This is a genomic window from Anaerostipes hadrus ATCC 29173 = JCM 17467 (assembly GCF_030296915.1).
In the GTDB taxonomy this organism is placed as follows: Bacteria; Bacillota; Clostridia; order Lachnospirales; family Lachnospiraceae; genus Anaerostipes; species Anaerostipes hadrus.
This window is the reverse complement of the sequence record NZ_AP028031.1, coordinates 886474-907092: the sequence shown is the minus strand read 5'-3', so window position 1 is coordinate 907092 and position 20619 is coordinate 886474. Positions and strand designations below refer to the sequence as shown.

Annotated in this window: 18 protein-coding genes; 3 read left to right on the top strand and 15 right to left on the bottom strand. The window is 36.8% G+C overall.

All coding sequences use genetic code 11. From position 1 onward, the window contains the following. Nucleotides 1–20: 20 nt before the first annotated feature. Nucleotides 21–797 (top strand): RNA polymerase sporulation sigma factor SigG, encoded by a 777-nt coding sequence (gene sigG, locus QUE18_RS04435; protein ID WP_015530554.1) that lies wholly within the window; start codon nucleotides 21–23, stop codon nucleotides 795–797. A 12-nt stretch (nucleotides 798–809) separates the two neighbouring features. Here sigG and QUE18_RS04430 read toward each other — a convergent pair whose 3' ends face one another. The 3 genes from QUE18_RS04430 to rpiA form a co-directional block, all read right to left on the bottom strand. Next, entirely contained in the window at nucleotides 810–1757 is a 948-nt protein-coding gene (locus QUE18_RS04430) for a magnesium transporter CorA family protein (RefSeq protein ID WP_015530553.1), read from the bottom strand. A 127-nt stretch (nucleotides 1758–1884) separates the two neighbouring features. Beyond that, nucleotides 1885–2850, bottom strand: a complete 966-nt coding sequence (locus QUE18_RS04425; RefSeq protein ID WP_009202789.1) for a Gfo/Idh/MocA family protein — start codon at nucleotides 2848–2850, stop codon at nucleotides 1885–1887. Nucleotides 2851–2868: 18 nt separating this feature from the next. Next, nucleotides 2869–3486: a ribose 5-phosphate isomerase A gene (gene rpiA / locus QUE18_RS04420; RefSeq protein ID WP_009202788.1), complete on the bottom strand. Its 618-nt coding sequence runs from the start codon at nucleotides 3484–3486 to the stop codon at nucleotides 2869–2871. Nucleotides 3487–3626: 140 nt separating this feature from the next. Here rpiA and QUE18_RS04415 point away from each other — a divergent pair, with 140 nt between their 5' ends. Then, the gene (locus QUE18_RS04415; RefSeq protein WP_009202787.1) at nucleotides 3627–3950 is read left to right on the top strand and encodes a hypothetical protein; all 324 of its coding nucleotides are present in this window, start codon (nucleotides 3627–3629) and stop codon (nucleotides 3948–3950) included. A gap of 60 nt (nucleotides 3951–4010) precedes the next feature. Here the strand turns inward: QUE18_RS04415 and QUE18_RS04410 are convergent, their stop codons facing one another. From QUE18_RS04410 to addB, 8 genes are all read right to left on the bottom strand, one after another. Then, a complete protein-coding gene (locus QUE18_RS04410) occupies nucleotides 4011–5522 on the bottom strand; it encodes a fibronectin type III domain-containing protein (RefSeq protein ID WP_009202786.1) in 1512 nt (503 codons plus the stop codon). A 62-nt stretch (nucleotides 5523–5584) separates the two neighbouring features. After that, a complete protein-coding gene (gene hslO, locus QUE18_RS04405; protein ID WP_009264451.1) occupies nucleotides 5585–6466 on the bottom strand; it encodes an Hsp33 family molecular chaperone HslO in 882 nt (293 codons plus the stop codon). An 11-nt stretch (nucleotides 6467–6477) separates the two neighbouring features. Beyond that, a complete protein-coding gene (locus QUE18_RS04400; RefSeq protein ID WP_009202785.1) occupies nucleotides 6478–7212 on the bottom strand; it encodes a class I SAM-dependent DNA methyltransferase in 735 nt (244 codons plus the stop codon). 9 nt (nucleotides 7213–7221) lie between these two features. Continuing rightward, on the bottom strand, nucleotides 7222–8784 hold the full coding sequence (gene cls, locus QUE18_RS04395) for a cardiolipin synthase (protein ID WP_008391756.1): 1563 nt from the start codon (nucleotides 8782–8784) through the stop codon (nucleotides 7222–7224). A gap of 69 nt (nucleotides 8785–8853) precedes the next feature. Then, a complete protein-coding gene (locus QUE18_RS04390; protein WP_008391754.1) occupies nucleotides 8854–9411 on the bottom strand; it encodes a thiamine phosphate synthase in 558 nt (185 codons plus the stop codon). Nucleotide 9412: 1 nt separating this feature from the next. Further along, nucleotides 9413–9631, bottom strand: a complete 219-nt coding sequence (locus QUE18_RS04385) for a small, acid-soluble spore protein, alpha/beta type (RefSeq protein WP_015530552.1) — start codon at nucleotides 9629–9631, stop codon at nucleotides 9413–9415. Between the two features lie 59 nt (nucleotides 9632–9690). Further along, nucleotides 9691–13257 carry a helicase-exonuclease AddAB subunit AddA gene (gene addA, locus QUE18_RS04380; RefSeq protein WP_009202784.1) on the bottom strand — a complete coding sequence of 1189 codons (3567 nt, stop codon included), beginning with the start codon at nucleotides 13255–13257 and terminating at the stop codon, nucleotides 9691–9693. After that, complete coding sequence (addB, locus tag QUE18_RS04375) at nucleotides 13223–16579, bottom strand: helicase-exonuclease AddAB subunit AddB (RefSeq protein WP_242852682.1); 3357 nt, start codon at nucleotides 16577–16579, stop codon at nucleotides 13223–13225. The genes addA and addB overlap by 35 nt, the downstream gene beginning before the upstream one ends. A 112-nt stretch (nucleotides 16580–16691) precedes the next feature. Here addB and QUE18_RS04370 point away from each other — a divergent pair, with 112 nt between their 5' ends. After that, nucleotides 16692–17123 (top strand): hypothetical protein, encoded by a 432-nt coding sequence (locus tag QUE18_RS04370; RefSeq protein WP_009202782.1) that lies wholly within the window; start codon nucleotides 16692–16694, stop codon nucleotides 17121–17123. 18 nt (nucleotides 17124–17141) lie between these two features. On the opposite strand, the gene QUE18_RS04365 is transcribed toward QUE18_RS04370, so the two are convergent. The 4 genes from QUE18_RS04365 to QUE18_RS04350 all read right to left on the bottom strand — a co-directional run bounded on the left by QUE18_RS04365 (nucleotide 17142) and on the right by QUE18_RS04350 (nucleotide 20455). Next, complete coding sequence (locus tag QUE18_RS04365; RefSeq protein ID WP_008391747.1) at nucleotides 17142–17627, bottom strand: hypothetical protein; 486 nt, start codon at nucleotides 17625–17627, stop codon at nucleotides 17142–17144. A 113-nt stretch (nucleotides 17628–17740) separates the two neighbouring features. Further along, a complete protein-coding gene (locus QUE18_RS04360; protein WP_008391746.1) occupies nucleotides 17741–18403 on the bottom strand; it encodes a methionine ABC transporter permease in 663 nt (220 codons plus the stop codon). Nucleotide 18404: 1 nt separating this feature from the next. Then, complete coding sequence (locus tag QUE18_RS04355; protein ID WP_008391745.1) at nucleotides 18405–19415, bottom strand: methionine ABC transporter ATP-binding protein; 1011 nt, start codon at nucleotides 19413–19415, stop codon at nucleotides 18405–18407. A gap of 197 nt (nucleotides 19416–19612) precedes the next feature. Further along, a complete protein-coding gene (locus tag QUE18_RS04350; RefSeq protein ID WP_009202781.1) occupies nucleotides 19613–20455 on the bottom strand; it encodes a MetQ/NlpA family ABC transporter substrate-binding protein in 843 nt (280 codons plus the stop codon). Nucleotides 20456–20619 lie beyond the last annotated feature (164 nt).

Sequence of the window (20619 nt, the reverse complement as noted above, 5' to 3'; positions counted from 1 at the left end):
CACAAACGGAGGAACTTATTATGGCACGAAAAAAAGTAGAAATCTGTGGCGTTAACACTTCTTCTCTCCCTTTACTTTCTGAAGAAGAAAAAGAAGATTTATTTGAACGGATCGAGCAAGGTGATCTTCTTGCCAGAGAACATTATATCAAAGGAAATCTACGACTTGTTCTCAGTATCATCCAACGATTTTCAGGAAGTAATGAAAATGCAGATGATCTTTTTCAAGTTGGCTGCATCGGTCTTATGAAAGCTATTGATAATTTTGACCGGAATCTAAATGTGAAATTCTCTACTTATGCTGTTCCCATGATCATTGGTGAAGTCAAACGCTATCTTCGCGATAATCATAGTATGCGTGTAAGTCGTTCTCTTCGTGATACCGCATATAAAGCGATCAATGCAAGAGAAGTTCTTACCAAAAAATTAAATCATGAGCCTACGATCGACGTCATTGCAAAAGAAATCGATATGAAAAAAGAAGATGTTTTATTTGCACTTGATGCGATCGCAACCCCTCTTTCTCTTTATGAACCTGTTTATCAGGATGGAGGTGATACTCTTTACCTTATGGATCAGGTAAAAGATAAAAAAAACAAAGAAGATAGCTGGGTGGAATCCATTGCCTTAAAAGAAGCAATGGAACATCTTCCAGATCGAGAATATGATATTATCAAAATGCGATTCTTTGAAGGAAAAACACAAACAGAAGTTGCAGACGAAATCGCCATTTCCCAGGCACAAGTCAGCCGTCTGGAAAAAAACGCCCTAAAACACATGAAGAACCACTTAGTGTGATTCTTCAATATCTTATAGTATATGTTTCTTCTTCAAAATATACACCGCGATCAAACAGACGATCAAAGAAAAAATCGAGATTGCTGCAAACCCATATGCTTTCGTCGCAAACGGCATTCCAACACCATTGACGTTCATACCATACAATCCCGAGATCATCGTTGGTAATTCCAAAATAATCGTGATCGCTGCCAAGAATTTCATAACCTGATTCAGGTTATTATCAATGATCGATCCAAACAAAGACATTGTACTTCGCAGGATATTATGATAAATATCCGTCATCTCCATCGCCTGTTTATTCTCAATGATGACATCTTCCAACAGTTCTTCATCTTCTTCATAATGTCTAAGGCCAATATGTTTTCTTAATTTCTCCAACACTACTTCATTTGATTTTAATGCTGTTGTAAAATAAACTAGGCATTTCTCTAAATCATACAATTGGATCAAGTCTTTGTTCTCATATGTCTCATGCAACAGATCTTCCACTTGATTTGCTCTCTGGTCGATCACACGCAGATAATACAGGAACAACGCTGCATTATTGTAAAGAATCTGATATACAAATCTTGTCTTCATAAATGTATAAAAATTTGATACCAGTCCATCAACAAATTGTTTTAAGATATTCGTCTGCTCCAAACAAACAGTAAAGACGATCTTATTAGTAATAAAAATCCCAAGCGGTATCGTCTCATACCATTTCTTTCCTTCCTCTTCCTCTACAACCGGAATATTCACAAGAATCATTGTATAATCATCTTCATTCTCCAGTCGGGAACGTTCTTCCGTATCCAGTGCTGCCTTAAGATCATCCATATCAATCTTATAATCTCTCGAAATATTCATGAGTTCCTCCATCGTTGGATCTGTGATCATCACCCATGATTCCAATTCGATATGATCTAATTCTTCTAACTCTTTATGTCCTTCATAATTCTTATAAATCTGGATCATCTTACCGCTCCTTCCTGCTTCATTCTTATTAAGTATAACTGATAGCAAAAGCTTCGTCCAGTAAAAAAAGAAATGTGTGTTTGGCACATTTCTTTTTGATAAATTCTTATATGATCATCTCAGATCCTTATTCAAATGGGTATTTCATTCCCCACTGTGTCTTAATACTTGTTAAAATTCGCATCGTATCTTTTGTAATGATCTGGCAATCATCCTCCAAGTTTCCTTCGATCGCTGCTTCCATTGCTTCTACCTCATATTTTAAAGCATCTTCTGTCTTTCCTGCTTCAACTGTCTCAACTTCTCCAGTTGCCGTATTGGTGATCGTTGCTTTGCATGCTCTTGGATATTCATATACTTCAATATATCCCTTATCACCTGTCACAACTCCTCGTTTTGGCTGTTTTGCACGAAGTGTCAGACACATAACAACCATCTCCCCTTTTGTATTCTTCATAATGATCCCAGATTGTTCATCTGCACCTGTCTCTAAATATTCTACAGTCGTAAGAATCGTATTTGGCATCTCACTTAAAAATGTTCTCGCAAATGCTGTTGCATATACTCCAATATCCAATAAAGCTCCGCCAGCTGCTTCTAATGCAAAAAATCTCTGTGTAGAATCATAACCTTTGTTACTTCCAAAATTTACCTGTACCATCTTTGTATTACCGATCGCACCTTCTTTGATTCGTTCTTTTAATTTCTTATATAAAGGCATATGTGAAATTGTCATTGCTTCTCTGACTACCACACCTTTTTCTTCAGCAAGTTCCAGCACTTCTTCTAACTGTGCTGCATTCACTGTGATCGCTTTTTCACATAAGATATGCTTTCCTGCATTGACTGCCTGCTTCATATTTTCATAATGCATACTATGTGGTGTTGCAACATAAATGATATCGATATTTTCATCTGCCAGCATCTCTTCGTATGTTTTAAAAACATGTTTTACTCCATATTTGTCTGCAAACTTTTCTGCTTTCTCTGGTGTACGATTGGCTACTCCGTAAATTTCATGTCCCATCTTCTGAAATGTTGCTGCCATCTCATTCGCAATTGTTCCACAACCTAAAATGCCCCATGTACTCATCTTATCTTTCCTTCTTTCCTACTTGATCACTCTGATTCCTTCTTCACCTGCAACCAATGCTTTTGTTGCAACCTGATAAAATAATGATGTCTCGATCACCCCTGTGATCATCTTTAAGTTTTTGTCAATCTCTTCTAGTTCTGGTAAAGTGTCATAATAAACTTCCAGTAAATGTTCATCACGTTTCTTCACTGTTGCACCCATTGCTTCCACCTGACTTGTCACATAGTTCACTGCTTCTGGAATAATATCTAATACAACTGGTACTTTATTATTTAACTTATCTGTTACTTTCGTTTCATCGACCAGTAATACATATTCTTTTGCCATCTTTGCAATAATCTTCTCTAATGTGTGAATTCCGCCTCCACTTTTATATGCATCAAGATCAGAATCAACCTGATCACACCCGTCAAATGCAATTTCGATCTCTTTTACTTCTTTGGTATCAACAATTTCTAATCCAAGCTTTTTACATACTTGTGCTGTATGATCTGATGGTGTCACAACTTTGACATCTTTCTCAGCTTCTTTGATATCTTCTGCAAGATAACTGATCGTCTCTCCACCACCAAGTCCGATAATCCCATGATCTGGCACAAGATCAAGTGCCGCTTTTGCACATAAACGTTTCACTCTATTCCTCCTCTATGTTTTGCAAAGTTTTATTTTATAAATTTATTTTATCATGAAATTTTATTTTGTCAATCCTGCATTGCATTTTTTTTTGATTCATTATAAAATAATAATAATAAAAAAGAAAGGAGTTTTTCGTTATGAAGAAAACCATAAAAGACCTTTTTAAACTGATCACTGCCATCGCTACCGTTGCTGGTATTTTATATGTTGCCCGTGATCAGATCAAAGCGATCATTGCAAAGATTAAAGAAGTATCCGATGATGATTTTGACGATGATTTCGATGACGAATCTTTTGATGATGATTCTTTTGATGATGATGAGATTTTCCCTGAACCATCAAAAGATGACAGAGATTATGTTTCTATCAACATCACAGATACTGATGATGATCCATCCGTAGCTGAAGAAGAAACACAAGAAACAGAAACTCCATCCGAAGAATCTGACGAAAAAGAATAATTCGTAAATCGAAAAAGACAGATGAGAAGAATCACCTCATCTGTCTTTTTTCTCACATCATCACTTCTTTGGAATTTTGACTTTTTTCGTTTTTGAATATTTTCCAAAGTATTTCTTGGATTGATATGTTTTATATGCACGTACTTTCACATAATACATCTTTTTTCTTTTTAACTTTCGACTCTTATACGTACGGGGCCGATTGCCTTTATATGTTTTAACAACTTTATACCGGCCTTTCTTTCCCTTCCTTAAATATACTTTATATCCACTGGCTCCGCTTACTTTTTTAATCTTTACTTTTATTCTTCTTCCCAATCTCTTTGCCTTTATCACTGGTTTCCCCGGTTTTGTGATACATTTTGCGATATTGGAAGATGAACCATTCACAACCTTGCATAAATTTCCAGCATTTGTATATGTAATGGAACGATATGGCACAATTTTATAATAATATGTCTTCCCAGATTTTAACTTAGAATCTGTATAGGAAGTCTCCTGTGTTGAAACTGTTTTTATCTTTTCATATCGCTGTTTCCCAGAATCATAACGATAGATCGCATAACCACTGACACGATCAAGTTTCTTCCACTGAAGAAAAATCTTTGATGTAGATTTTATATTTGCCTTTAATGTCATCTTATCTAACGGCTTGATCGTTGCCTGATGTCCTAGTCTCACAAAATCTGTGACTTCTCCGATGATACATCCGTCTTCATATTCAATCATCAGATCATCGAACACACACTGCTTTGTATCTAAACTGTATTGATACAGGTCATTGACCAGTTCTTCTTTTAACTGCTTGATATAAGTTGGTTTCAGACGGATATTCACTGTATTATAAGCCTTGATACCTTGATTCTGAGCCTTGATATCGTATGATCCATCCGAAAATGTATAATTCCCACTTTGGTATAAATGAAATGCTTTCACTCCCTGATTTCCTTGTGACTGATAGGTAAAAGAAATCTGTGCATTATCCTGATACACATCAATAATCCCAGAGGAGCGATATTGCTCTCCATCTAAAACGCCCCATGTACCAGACCATGAACTTAACGTTTGAAATCCTGTATCATGCACATCTCTTATGTATGGTGTCATATAAGCGATCGCAATCTCCCTGATCACGTCATTGCCTTTTTTTACAAGAATCTTCCCATCCCAGTTTAAATCAGTCGAAACATACCGATTCGAAAAATTCACACAAATCTTTGCGGTATTCTTAGACGCAGATATAAGCTCAACCTCAAGATCCTTTTTGGCCTGTTCATTTGAATCGTCGATCAAAACTTCGATATCACTTAGATCAACCGTCTCCGAAGTAAGACATAAAATACGGTCTTTCGGCATCATGATCGCACCTTCTCTGTCCCTTGTAGTTGCAGACAATGTATATACTGTCTCTCCTTTACTATTCGTAAACGGCACATCTTTATCATTCTCAGATTCCTGTGTTACCTTGACCGGATTTTCTGTCTTCTCTCCATTCTCCTGTGCATGTACTGTTACATTCAAACTTATGATCAGTATGAAGACAAACAAAAGTATATTCTTCGCTGTTCTCATCAGTTTTCCTCCATTATTCAAAAAGAATCCTGCAAAGCAGGATTCTCCACATTTAAAACGGCTTATCTTGTTGCCTCATTTAACATTCTCTTAAGATCATCCACACTGTAATGATAATGTGTATTACAGAAATGGCAGTTTACTTCAATTGGCTCTCCATCATCGATCATGTTCTGAATCTCTTTTTTTCCAACAGAAATCACTGCTTTTTCTACTCTCTCTTTGGAACAGTTACAATGAAATTGTGTTGGAACTTTCTCATAGATCTTCATATCCATATCACCTAAGAGATCCTCCATCATCTTCTCTGGTGTATGTTCATGCTCTAATGCATAAGTTACGGATTTGAATTCTGCGATCTTCTTCTCTAACTTACTGATCGTCTCTTCCTCTGCATATGGCATCATCTGAATGATAAATCCACCTGCCTGACGAACCGTGTTATCTTTGTTCATTAAAACTCCAAGTGCTACAGATGTTGGAATCTGCTCACTTGCCGCAAAATAATATGTTAAATCTTCTGCGATCTCTCCAGATACTAAATGTGTCTGTCCTGAATAAGGCTCTTTTAATCCAATATCCTTAATCACTGTCAAAACACCTAGATCTAATGCTTTCCCAACATCTAATTTTCCTTCTTTACTTGGAGGAAGCATCACATCTGGATTATTTACATATCCTTTCACATTTGCCTTAGAATCAGCTGTTACTGTCAACCCACCGATCGGTCCACTGCACTGAATCTGTAATGTGATCACATCACTGTCATTCTTACACATACTTCCCATCATAGCTCCGGCTGTTAATAATCTTCCAAGTGCTGCCGTTGCTACCGGACTTGTATTATGTTTCTGTCTTGCTGTCTCCACGACATCTTTTGTATATGCAGCAAAAAAACGAACCTGGTCATTTGCTGCTGTTCCTCTGATAATATAATCGTTCATCTTTTTTCCTTTCAATTTGCAATATAATATAATCTTTGTGTATCTTCTTTAACTTCATCCATTGTCTCTGCATCCAGAACACGCACGGATGAAAATCCCGCTTCATAAAGAAAGCTTACAACCTCTTCTTGTTCGTAAGCTTTCTGTAAATGTAATTCTTCGTACTTGTTATATGTACCTTGCTCATTCTGAATAAACAGGCTCAACTGATATTCATTGATACGTTCTTCTTCATCATAAAAATTATCCCAGATAAAGCTCGCATCCTCACGGTCTTCTGCAAATGTATTGCACGCAAGGATCTCTTTATACTTATAATGACTGTTCATATCAAATACAAACACACCATCTTCTTTTAAAAATTCTCTGACTCTTCTGAATGCTTCTTTTAAATCTTCTTCCTCTAGAATATAATTCATACAATCGCAGATACTAACCGCTGCATCTACCTGCTGCGGAAGCTCTAATGACACCATGTCCTGCAATACATATAAAATATGATCCTCCTCTTCACTAGCCGCGATCTCCAGCATATCCATAGAATTATCAACAGCCGTAACCTGATAACCTTCTCTTGCAAGCTTTCGTGCCATCTTTCCTGTCCCACATCCAAGATCTAATACCTGTGCATCTTTATCAATCTTATATTCTTTGAATATATTTAAAATATTTAAAAGCCATTCATCATATGGGGTCTGATCCATAAATTCATCATACACCCTTGCAAAATCTCTGTAACTTTCCATCTCATCCTCTTATAGTAATGGTGCCAGTAATCGTAAGACACTCTGCGTCAATGTTTTTCTTAAATTTCCTTGACACATCTCTTTTGTAATCCTCTGGCTGATCTCAAATGTTTTCTCCATATCATGTTTTAACTGCATAACTGCATCATTCTTATACATAAAAACACCATTTTCAAAATGCAGATAAAGGCTTCGATAATCCATGTTGATCGTTCCAACTGTTGCCACCTTATCATCACTTGCAAAACACTTTGCATGAATAAACCCAGGAGTATATTCATAAATATGAATTCCAGCTTCCACCAACTGCTTATAATAAGATTGTGTCAATAAGAATACTAACTTCTTATCTGGAATTCCAGGAGTTACGATCTTTATATCAACTCCTCTTTTGGCAGCAAGGCAAAGAGCTGTTGTCATCTCGTTGTCAATGATCAGATATGGGGTGTAAATATAAACATAATGATTTGCAGTATTAATGATATTTAAATATACATTTTCTCCAACAATCTCATGATCTAATGGATTATCGGCATAAGGTTGTATAAATCCCTTTCCTTTAAAGGCATCTTCATAATGCTTATGTGGCAGAAAGGCTCCATATCCTTCATCTGTCTTACGGATCGCATTCCATACCTGCAAAAACATAACAGTGAAATTCCACACTGCATCTCCCGTCACCTTAAGTCCGGCATCTTTCCAATATCCAAAACGTTCAACCTTATTAATATATTCATCAGATAAATTCAATCCACCAGTATATGCTGTATGCCCATCGATCACAACTACTTTTCTATGATCTCTGTTGTTCCATGCTGTTGAAACAAATGGTTTGATCGGATTAAATGGCATCGCCATGATCCCAAACCGCTCAAGCTCTTTGTAATATTTATAAGGGAGCAGATCCACACATCCTACATCATCGTACATAAAACGTACTTCAACACCATCATTGACTCTGTCTTTCAGAACTTCCAAGATCGTATCCCACATATATCCTCTTGAAACAATAAAAAATTCCATAAAGATATAATGCTTTGCCTTCTTAAGGTCCTCGATCAGTTCTTCAAACATTGCCTCTCCCGATGGATAATACTTCGCATCGGAATTCTCGTAAATCGGATATCCACCATACTGATCTATATACTTTGCCTGTCCTGCGACCTGATAATCTTCCTGTTCCAATCTTTCCATCACTCCATAATCCTGTCCAAGCAGAAATTCTGTATCCTCGATCGACTGTTCAAGTTCCATACGGAGCTTCTTCGCTGGCTGCTTATCTCCCAGGACCAGATATAAAAATCCGCCAAAAATCGGAAACAAAAGGATTGGTATCGTCCATGCAAGTTTATACGCCGGATTATCATCTTTATTCGCAATATAGATCACAACAGTAATGCTAAATATGCGAAATACCCATTCGATCGCTTTGGAATATTCTCCGATCACCACAACCATATAGGTCATCCAGATCATCTGTAAAATGATCGCAACGGTCACGAATACCAGTCTTCGAAGTAAAAATTTAAGAATTTTTGAAATTGGTTTTGTTAAATGTTCTGCTATCTTCATCTTACGTCCTTACCTTCTTCAAAAGCTACTTCTTTTCATCTTAACATAGATACCATTCAATTTCAATTTTTATTTCATGAATCCTGACATCATGCAGCCTCCCGCTGCCCCGCATTCCATGATCTTTGTAATATTTTCTTCATTAATTCCACCAATTCCATACACCGGAATCTTGACCGCATTTACCACATCCGTCAAAAATTCAAGTCCCCTTGGTGGCAGACCTTTTTTACAATCTGTCACAAAGACATGTCCTGCAAACACAAAATCCACCCCCAGTTTCTGTGCTTTTATCGCCTCTTCTGGCTTATGGATCGATGTGCTGACAGATTCAAAATCAGACAGATTCCCCGCTTCTTTTAAAAATACCGGATATGGAAGATGAATCTTCTTGATTCCAAGTCTTCTTGCCACATCGATAAAATTATGAATGGTTAAGGAAGCACCGTTTCTGTCACAGATTTCCTTACATTTCTCTGCGATCTCATAGTACTCTTCTTCTGACAGATCCTTTTCTCTTAATACGATCGTTTTCACATCTTTCTTTGACAGATCCTCGATCACATCAAAAAATGGTCGTTTACATAGATTTCTATTTGTCACTGCGATAAAACATGGTTTGTTCATTTTAACTTCCTTTCGTATTTTCCTGACTTTCCTTCTGCTTTCTTATCTTACGGTTCATGATCCCGCCTAATCTTCCTGTTTCACTGGCTGATAATGACTTCCATCCACTCTTCTTTAGTTGATCAAGCAGACCAAGTTCTGCAGCAGTTTCATATTTTAACCGTTCCATCTCATTCATTTCTTCGAATGTCTTTTCTATAAAATCCTTTTCCTTTGGCATGATCTTCTTCCTTTCTGATTTGTCATTTTCTATTCTTAGAATATGACAAATCAGAAATTTCATACATGCACGGGAATTGTTTTTTGCAGGGTTACAGAATAAATGTAAATTTCTTTTACACACTTTCCTGTGATCTTTTCCAATGCTTGTTGGTAAGATTCCATCTGTGCACGATAACGTCTGATCAAAATATCCTCTTCCCCTTCTCTGACCCGGTCTGTTTTATAATCTACCAAAATAATTTTATCTTCTTCCTCAAAATATACATCAATAATTCCCTGAACAACAACAAAATCATCCGTTTTTGCATCTTTGTTCATGTCAGAAAATGGAATTCCCGTCACAAACTGCCGTTCTTTATAAAGCAGTTTCTTCTGTGCTGCCTCTTTCATCCTCTTCCCAAGTTCTGATCTCGTCAGAGCGAGGATTTCTTTTCGATAGATTACTTTTTCATATTCTTTTTTTAATTTTCCAAGAGAGATCCATCTTTCGATATCTTCGTTTAAACTTTTCATTGTATAGTCTTTGGAAAAATCTAGTAATTCAAAAACTTTGTGAATGATCGTACCTTTGGATGCCGCTGAAATCTTTTCAGTTTTCTTGACAAATGATGGTATCCTTTTTTCTTTCTCCATAAAAACAGATGAATACATCACTTCCTCAGTATCTGCTGCCTGACTCATACGTTTGATCTCTGATACAGAATATTTTAAACGACCTTTTGTCTCTGCCTCATTGCGGTAATGATATGCAAAACTCTCTTTCAGCGCTTTTACATTTTCGTTTGGAATCTGATCATTTAGACGTTCATAGAAGATATGGCGGTTCATCTCATGAAGAAGTTCATTTCCTTCCTGCTGCCACAAAAGATCTTCCAGAGTATAGAGCTTCAATCGATAATCCTGTTTTGGAATCATCGGAAGTGCCTTTTTGATCCAGTCAAAATAACTCCTTCCGCTCAAACGATCAATTGCTGTGACCTCTCCTTTTGCATTCCAGTCAATATCATCTTTCTTGATCCCAGTCAAGATCAGTTTTTCTTTTGCTCTTGTCATTGCAACATAAAGAACTCTTAATTCTTCTCCTAAAGACTCTCTTGTCATCTGATTTTTGATCAGATTCTTTAAGATCGTCTTCTTTCTTGTACGATAAACGGGATCAACATGATCTGCTCCGATAAAATAATCTCCGTGGAAGATCATACTTCCATTCCCATCCCTTAAATTAAATTTCTGATGGATCTTTGATACAAAAACAATCGGATATTCCAATCCCTTACTTTTATGGATACTGGAAATACGGACCAGATCCTGATCTTCGCTCATCGTATTTGCCTCTCCATAATCCATATCGTATTCCCTGCACTGTTCGATAAACCGCACAAAATGAAACAATCCCTTAATCTGGCTGCTTTCAAAAGCTTTTGCCTGTTCAACGAGCATCAGGATATTTCCTTGTCGTTTCTTTCCTTGCGGCATGGCTCCTGCATAATGATAATACCCACTTTTTTCCAGAGCCAGCCAGATCAACTGTGTTAATGGCAGATATGTCTTGGCATCCCGTAACAAATCAAGCAATTCCAGTGCTTTCTTTGATTTTTCCATCTTATCTTTCGTCTCACAAAGACATTCATAGATAGAATCTTTTTCTCCATCTACCTTTAATCGTCCTAGTTCTTCCTCTGACATCCCGATCATTGGAGACCTTAAGACAGCTGCAAGATCAATATCCATATATATATTATCAACTACAGACAATAAACTTAATAACGTGCGGATCTCCACCGTATCAAAATACCCTTTCTGATTATTTGCAAATGCTGGGATTCCCGCATTCATCAATTCTTTCTGGATCACTTCCGCATTTGTCTTCATAGAACGAAGCAAAATAACGATATCACTGTATTGGGCTTTTCTTAAAATCATATTGCCTTCTTCATCTTTTCCAGTGACCATCATTGGATCTTCTCCATCGATCATCTCATGAATCCTTGTTGCGATCATTCTGGCTTCCAAAACAACTGCGTCTTCTTCCGAGTCTTTGACTTCATTAGATTCTAACAGTAACAGTTCTGTCTGTGCATCACATCCCTGTTCAAATTCCATCGTTGGAACAAGAGCAACATTTTGAGTATATTCGATATTTCCAAGATCTTCATGCATGATCTGGTAAAACACGTCATTGACAAATGTAAGGACCTCACTGCGGCTTCGGAAATTATTACGGAGCTCAATGAGCTGATATTCTTCCCCCTTTTGCTGATATCCATGATATTTTTCAAGAAACAGCTCTGGCCTTGCCAGTCGGAAACTATAAATACTCTGCTTAACATCCCCTACCATAAACATATTATGACCGCCTTCGGATTCTTTGGATACACTCCTTAAGATCGCATCCTGAATATAGTTACTGTCTTGATATTCATCGATATAGATTTCTTCGTATCCATCGGACTTTTCTCTTGCGATCTTACTTGGCACTGGATTGCCTTCCTCATCATAATGATCGATCAAAAGTTCCAGCGCAAAATGTTCCATATCATCGAAATCCATGATATTTTCATTCTTCTTTTTCTCATCATAACGGATCATAAATTCTCTCGTCAGACCGATCAATCCTTTTAATGGACTTTTGATCTTTCTTAATTCATGAAAAATTTCTGACTCATTTTCATAAAAATATGCTGCTTTCAGATCATCAAGCAGATTGTACGCCTGATTTCTTTCATACTTACACTGATCCTGAAGCATTTCATCAATCTCATCTGTTTTTTTCTTACGTCCAGAAAGTCGTGGTTTCTCCATCTTTACAAAGCTTTCACATAATTCAGAAAATGTCTGTGCTTCTTTGATCTTTATGATGATCTCTAAATCTTTTCGCAGTGTTTTTTCATAAAAATATGGTCCACCAGGAGAAAGTGCCAGTTCTAATGCTTCCTGAATCGTATCATATGCACCATCTATCGAAAATCTTGCATCTCTTAAGATGATCTTCATAAATGGTGCCTGATCAAACTGTTCTTTTGTCTCTACTGAAATATTTTCTTCTGCCTGATCAAGCCATTTTTCTGGTTCTCTGTGGCTTCTTGCATTTTCATATAACTTTAAAATATATTCACTGATGATATTATCATTTTTTCCTGGAGAATAAGATTCGATCAGATTGATAAAATCTTCTTCTTTTTTCTCATAAGCTTCTTCCAACAGATCATCCAATATTTCTTTTCTTATTGCAGATAATCTTCCTTCATCCCCCGGTGCTGTATTCGGATCAATACCAAGCACATAAAAATAATCACGGATCAGATTCATACAAAAACTATGGATCGTTGTGATCTGTGCCTTGTGGATCAATGACAGCTGCTTAACAAAATGCTGATTTCCTGGAAATTCCCGCACCTTTTCATCAAGTGCCGCCATAATCCTTTCTTTCATCTCCCCTGCTGCTGCTTTCGTAAATGTCACGACAAGCAGATGATCCACATCGATCGGATGTTTTTCGTCCGTGATCTTTTGTATAATACGTTCTACCAGTACCGCCGTCTTTCCAGAACCTGCCGCAGCAGATACTAAGATGTCGGCATCTCTTTGATCAATGACTTTCTGCTGTTGTTTGGTCCAAGGCATGTTTTCCCTCCTCTAGTGATACTTTCTTAATCTTCTCTACCTGATCAACACCATCTTCATAGGCGCAGATATTCTTAAACTCACAATACTCACAAGGTTTTCTTCCTTCATATTCATATGGCTTTATAGAAATATCTCCATGCATCAATGAATTTCCAAGCTCTGTCATTTTCTTTTCCACAATTCTTCCCAGATTGAACAACTGTGTTGTATTTAAAACAGAAGATCTCTTGTCATATCCATTCTTCGTTGCACGAACCGGCAGTGTCAGATATCCTTCTGATCCCGTATGTTCCATATGATCGATCAACTGAAAATCTTCATTGACGACGCCACTCATCTTAAGATCTTTTAAAATCTTATCTTCCGCCTCATTCTCGTGTTCTACATTGACGATCGGATCATCCAAATGAAAATAAAACATTCCTGCCGGATATACCCGCTTTCCTGTTTTCTTTTCGTATAATTCCATCATTGCATTCATATAAATGATCAGCTGCATCTGCAATCCATGAAAAATCTTGGCAAAATCAAACTTCTGTTTACCTGATTTGTAATCGATGATCTTTAAATATTTATTTTCATCATCTTCTATACTATCCATACGGTCAACCACTCCAGAAAAGAACATTTTCTCTCCATCTTCTAAAGCAAACGTCATGGAATCTAAATGATTTTCCTCTCCAAAGGCAATCTCATATTCTTCTGGTGTAAAATCACCCCTCTTGATATGTTGTTCCATCGCCCATACCGCTCGTTTAGAGATTCGTTTCATCCGCTCCAGGACATATTCATTTCTGTGGCTGCTCTCAAACAATTCTTTTTGGATATCCGTAACTGCCTGCTCGACCATCAGTTCTACAAATTCATCTCTTGATGTATCATCCGCAAACTTCCAATCACTCCGCTTTCCAACTAATTCCATCGTCTTATGAAAAACTTTTCCCATATCGGTCGGCAGGATTTCATGCACCAGACGTTTTCGAAGCCTTAATCCATACTGCATAAAATGAGAAAATGCACAACCGGCAAATTTCTCCATTCTTGTTACACTTCCTGAAATCGTATCCCCATACAGATCATGGATCAGTTCCTTGCTCAATGGCAATGCCTGATTGGTGTAAAATCTTGCATCTACATAATCACCCACAGGTTCCAACTCTTTTAAAGCATGATATAACGTCTGCATCCATTTCATTTTCTCCGGATCATCGTCTCTTTCATCAAATTCCATCTCCTGCAGACAAAGAATCATCTGATCTAACGCTTCTTCCCTTGTATAGCCCGTCTGCACTTCTTCTTCCTGCATCGTAACCTTTAATTTTGGAAAAATGCGTTGAATCCTTTCAATAAAATAGGACGGACGGTTATTATTTCCTGCTGCATCCATCATGCGATAGGATAAATACAAACGATCGGTTGGTTTTGACACCGTAAGATACAAATAAAACTGTTCCATATAGGCAGACTGTTTGATGCCAGGCGCCAGATTTATTCCATAGGTTTCAAGCACTTCTCTTTGATGGTCATTGACAACCCCTCCACCGCCATTGGCTGCAGGAATCACACCTTCATTGATACCTAGGAAAAATAAGATTTTTACTTCTTCGGTTCTCGTTCGTTTCATATCACCGATCATGACCTGATCAAGACTTGGCGGGATCACACCAATCTGCATCTCTTCCAGTCCACTTTCCAAAACACTTAAAAAGTCATCATAAGAAAGCTTTTCTTCTCCCAAAATCTCTGCCATCTGTTCTAACAGGTCAATGACCTGTTCATAAACCTTTGCATAGGTTGCTGCCGCAATGAGATCTCCTGACGCCTCAAACATCTCCTGTTTCTTTACCATCTTTCCTTCAACATCCAATGTTTCCAGAAATTCATATAGATAGATAAGCTTTCTCTTGACCGTACTGCCTCTTCGCTTTAATCCAGTTTTTAATGTTCCAACTTCCTCAATAAAACGAATCCTTAAGGCTTCCGCTCTTCCAACATCTTCATCAGAAAATAACTTAGATGCAAATGGGCGGTTCCATCTGGCAAATCCACGAATTCCACAAGCCAGCACATAATTTTCCAGAAAATCTGCTTCTTCCATTGTAAAATTCGAGAAACCTGATTTTAAATAACGAAATACCATATCATATGAAAAATCTTTCTGGATCATCTTCAGAACAGAAAGGAGTGTTTCTATACATGGATTATTTAACAGTTTTCGATTCACATCTACGAAATATGGAATATGCAGATCATTAAAACTTTTTTCCAATTCATTTTGATAGCTGTCAAGATCCGCTGTTAATACAACAATATCTTTATATCGATATCCTTCTTCCCTCACAAATCGTTCAATCTCATTTGCCACTGTTCTACTTTCCTGCCTTGGATTCATAAAACAACGGATTTTAATATCTTCTGGTTCATCCTTGTATATCTCATATGGATAACGCTCGATATTCTGCTCCAGATGGCGTAATTCCTTAGAATCTCTCTCATCCGGCCAACAGATGATATCTGGCATCACCGGAGTTCCTGCATCCTGCGCAAGTTTGATCAGTTCATATTTTTCTTTCTTTGACATGGCGAATAGTTCGTATTCATGGTACTGACTTCTCACATAACGTCCATCTAAAGTCAATCCAACATATACATTTTTCCCGATCTTTAATAACTTTTCCAGAACTTTTCTCTGGATCGGTGTAAATCCTGTAAATCCATCAAGATAAAATGTTGCATTCTTTAATTTCTCTGATCGTTCCACTTTCTGTGCCAGAACATCTAACAATTGTTCAGAGATCAAGTACCGTTCCTTGATATAATCTTCAAAATTCTCCATCACAAGAAGAATATCTTCCATCTTTGAGCGTAATCCTTCTTCTTTCATCCCATCTGTAATCTTCTTTAAATCTTCCATGGACACGTCATACTGATAGACCTCTGCAAAAAAAGATTTTAATTCATCAATAAATCCCTGTTTTTTCATGCTGGACGCAAATACTTTTAATTCTTCTTTATGCTGCTCCATAATCTTTCGGATCACCATAGATTTTCCTTCATCTTCCAAAAGGTCTTTCGGAATATATGATAATTCTTCGAATACACGATAAGTTAATCTGAAAAATCCCACCACATCAATGTTAAACGTTCCATGACGTGGATGTCTTGTGACCAGTTGTTTTTGTGCATTTAGCGTTGACTGGTCCGGCACAATAAAAAAGAACTCCTCATCTTCGTGTTCCATGGAGTCTTTGATCATCTGATCATAAATAAAATCTGTTTTTCCGGATCTCGCAGACCCTAGTATAAACTGTAATGCCATATCATTTCCTCCATTTTCTATCATTATATCTTATCCTTTATTTTCCGTAAAGATGTTCTAAATATCTCATTCCATTCATAAACTATAGATAGAATCTTTTAGGAGGATAACTATGTCATCAAAAACGAAAATTGTCGTATTAAAAGCACGGGAACTTATTTACACCGGAATCTTTATCTTACTTGGAATACTTTTGATCTTACTTTTAATCTTTATGTTTGTTCCTTCCCATAAATCAAAGAAAACAAAAGAAACTTCCGGTTACACACAAGGTGTCTATTCTTCTCCATTAAAACTTGGAGAAAACGAATTAGAACTTTCGGTCACGGTAAAGGACGGCAAAGCAAGATCGGTTTCTTTAAAACATTTAAATAAATCGATCAAAACAATGTATCCTCTGATCGAACCTTCTCTAAATGAGATCAATAAACAACTTCCAAAAGTTCAAAATATTGATGATATCAAATTTGACGGGCAAAGCCAGTATACGTATACATTATTAAAACAAGCGATCAAAAATGCATTAAAGAAGGCACAGGATTAACACCCCTGTGCCTTCTTTTTATTTCTTATATTCTTCTAATTTCTCTGTTTTTGTATTTCGTTTGTAGATCTTTCCTGTATCTTTATCTACATAGAAATCTCCGTATTTCTTCCCAGAATCATCGGATGTATCATAGATTTCAAAATGATATCCACTGGCTCCATCCCTGTATTCCTGTTCGTCTTTTGTCTCATTTCGAACTTCATACTTACCATCTTTATCGTCATTTTGCAGACGGTTTAATAAATAATCATGTGCATCGTCATAGTTATCAAAACCATTTGCGATATCATCTACCGCATCTCCAACTCCATCTGCCACATCATCAACGGCATCCTCAGCATCGTCTACCAGATTATCTTCCGTTGTAGCTGATGCATTATTATTTTCTGTTGTTCCTTTTGTCGTAGAATCCTTTCTGCCGTTGCCACATCCAGTAAATACAACGGATACTGCAAGGATCAGTGTAAACAAAAGACTCGTAAGTTTTAACGTCTTTTTCATCTTGTATCTCCTTTTCTCTTTAACATCTTGATACTTATATTCTGTCCAGAAGAAAAGAAAATATTTATTTTGATATGAAAAATTCTTATTTTTGTTTTATATTTTGGCTGATCTTATTTTCTTGTAAGCTTCAGTGCGATCTTATCTCCGATCCATTGTCCAACCTGAACAATGATGACAAGTGCAACAACTGTTACTAATAATACTCCTGTCTGATAGCGGTTATATCCATACATGATCGCAAGATTACCAATTCCACCGCCTCCAACAGCTCCAGCCATTGCTGAATATCCAATCACACTAACAAAAGTTACAGTTAAAGCACGAACCAGTGCTGGTGTTGCTTCTACAAATAAAACCTTACGAATAATAAGAGGCATACTTGCTCCTGTTGCAACCGCTGCTTCAATCACACCCTTATCAACCTCACTAAATGCACCTTCCACAAGTCTTGCATAGAATGCGATTGCTGCGATTGCCAAAGATACAGATGCTGCGATTGGTCCGATACTTGTTCCTACAACCAGTCTTGCCAACGGCTGTAATACAATGATCAAAATGATAAATGGCAAAGACCTGATCACATTGATGATCGTTCCTGTAATGCCATTAACTACCCTGTTTTTATAAAAAATCGGATTCGATGCCAAATGTAATACTAGTCCTAAGATCGTTCCAAGGATTGCTGCTGCGATCATGGAGATCAATACCATCTCAAAGGTCTCAAAAGATGCTTGGGCAAATTCTGACTGGATGATCTCTAATGTTTCATTCATATTATCTTCCTCCTAACCTCTCTAATTTATATACATTCTTACTAATGTATTCTAATGCTTTCTTACGTTCTGCATCTTCTCCTCTAAGGATTACGATCAACATACCAAATGGTTTATTCCTGATGTAATCGACTTTCCCATTGATGATATCCATTGTAATATCATAGTTCTTAGAAGCAACACTGATCACAGGATCATAAGAATCATCTCCTGTATAACTTAAACGAAGGATCTCTTCATTTGTTTTTGCTTTTAATCCCTCTGGAACCTCTACATTTAATACGCGTTGTACCAGACTCTTTGCAATATCTGACTTAGGATTTGCAAAGGCAGAATAGATATCTGTAACTTCTTTCAGCTTTCCATCTTCCATAAATGCAATACGATCAAATAATTTCTTTGCTACATCCATCTCATGTGTGATAAATACGATCGTGATATGTGTTTTTTCATTGATCTCTCGTAATAATTCCACGATTTCTTCTGTATTCTCAATATCCAATGCGGAGGTTGCTTCATCGCATAACAAGATATCTGGATTGTTCGCCAATGCTCTTGCAATCGCAACTCTTTGTTTCTGTCCTCCACTTAAGTTTGCTGGATATGCATCTGCTTTTTCTGGAAGATGTACGATCTCTAAGAGTTCTTTCACTCTGTCTTTGATCTTATCCTTTGGATAGTTATTGGCATACAATGAAAATGCAACATTTTCAGCGATCGTTGATCCACTGATCAGATTAAAATGCTGGAAGATCATTCCAATATTCAATCTTGTTTTTCTTAATTGCTTTCGGTTAAACTTCGTAATATCTGATCCTTCAATGATCACTTCTCCATTCGTTGGTCTCTGTAACAAATTGATCACACGTACCAGAGTACTCTTTCCAGCACCACTTGGTCCTACGATTCCAAAAATCTCTCCTTTGTTGATCTTTAAGCTTACATTATCAACTGCTTTGAATTCATGACTGCCATTTTGGAAGGTAACATCTATATTTTTTAATTCAATCATGACTTTATCCTTTCTTATTTTTCATTGTCCTTTGATCACTTCATCGGACTTTCTTCTTATCCTGTAAAATCAGATAAGCTATCGCCTATCAGTTTTCCTGACAGACAATAGCTTAATCATAACAATTTCAGTTGATTTTTTCAATAATTTCTTGTTACTTCCATAAATTATTTATGGTTTATAGCAATCTTCTGCTCTTAGAACAGAGGTACAACAGCTCCATCATATTTGTCATTGATATATTTTTTCACTGTATCACTCTTTAGAGCTTTGATCAGTGCTTTTGTTGCATCTGTTTTTTCATTTCCCTTTTTCACTGCTACAACATTTCCATATGTTTTAGCTCCGATAGAATCAGCATCTTCTGTTGCTAATGCATCTTTGTTGACTTTTAATCCTGCTTCTAAAGCATAGTTTCCATTCACAACTGCGATATCAACATCTTTTAATGATCTTGGAATCTGAGCCGCTTCGATTTCTTTGATTGCTAAATCTTTTTTATTCTCTACGATATCTTTCTTTGTTGCTGTTAATCCTGCTCCGTCTTTTAATTTGATAAGTCCCTGATCCTGTAACAATAATAACGCTCTTGCTTCATTTGTTGTATCGTTAGGAACTGCAACTGTTGCACCGTTCTTTAATGCTTTTAATGCCTTTGTCTTTCCTGGGAAGATTCCAAATGGTTCATAATGGATTGTTCCAGCGGATACTAAATGTGTCTTCTTTTGTTTGTTGAAGTCATCTAAATATGGTTTGTGCTGGAAATAGTTTGCATCTAAATCTCCAGATTCGAGTGCTGTATTTGGCTGTACGTAATCAGAGTATTCTTTAATTTCTAATTCGTATCCTTCTTTCTTTAATTCTTTCTTCGCTACTTTTAAGATATCAGCATGTGGAGATGGACTTGCTCCAATAACGATCTTCTTTGTTTCTTTTTTATCACCGCTATCTTTCTTTGCTCCGCATCCTGCGAATGCTCCGACTAAAACTGCTCCTGTCAGTGCTAATGCTAATGCTTTTTTTAATGTTCCTTTTCTCATACTTTTCACCTCATACTCTTTCTATTATTTTTGTTATTTATATTGTATTGTTTCAACTGATTGAGTCTAGTATAACAGTGTATTAGGATTTTGTAAAATATGTATTTCTTTTAGTTCGATATAGTTTTTGGCTATAGCAGATTGTTTGTATATAAATGATGCTA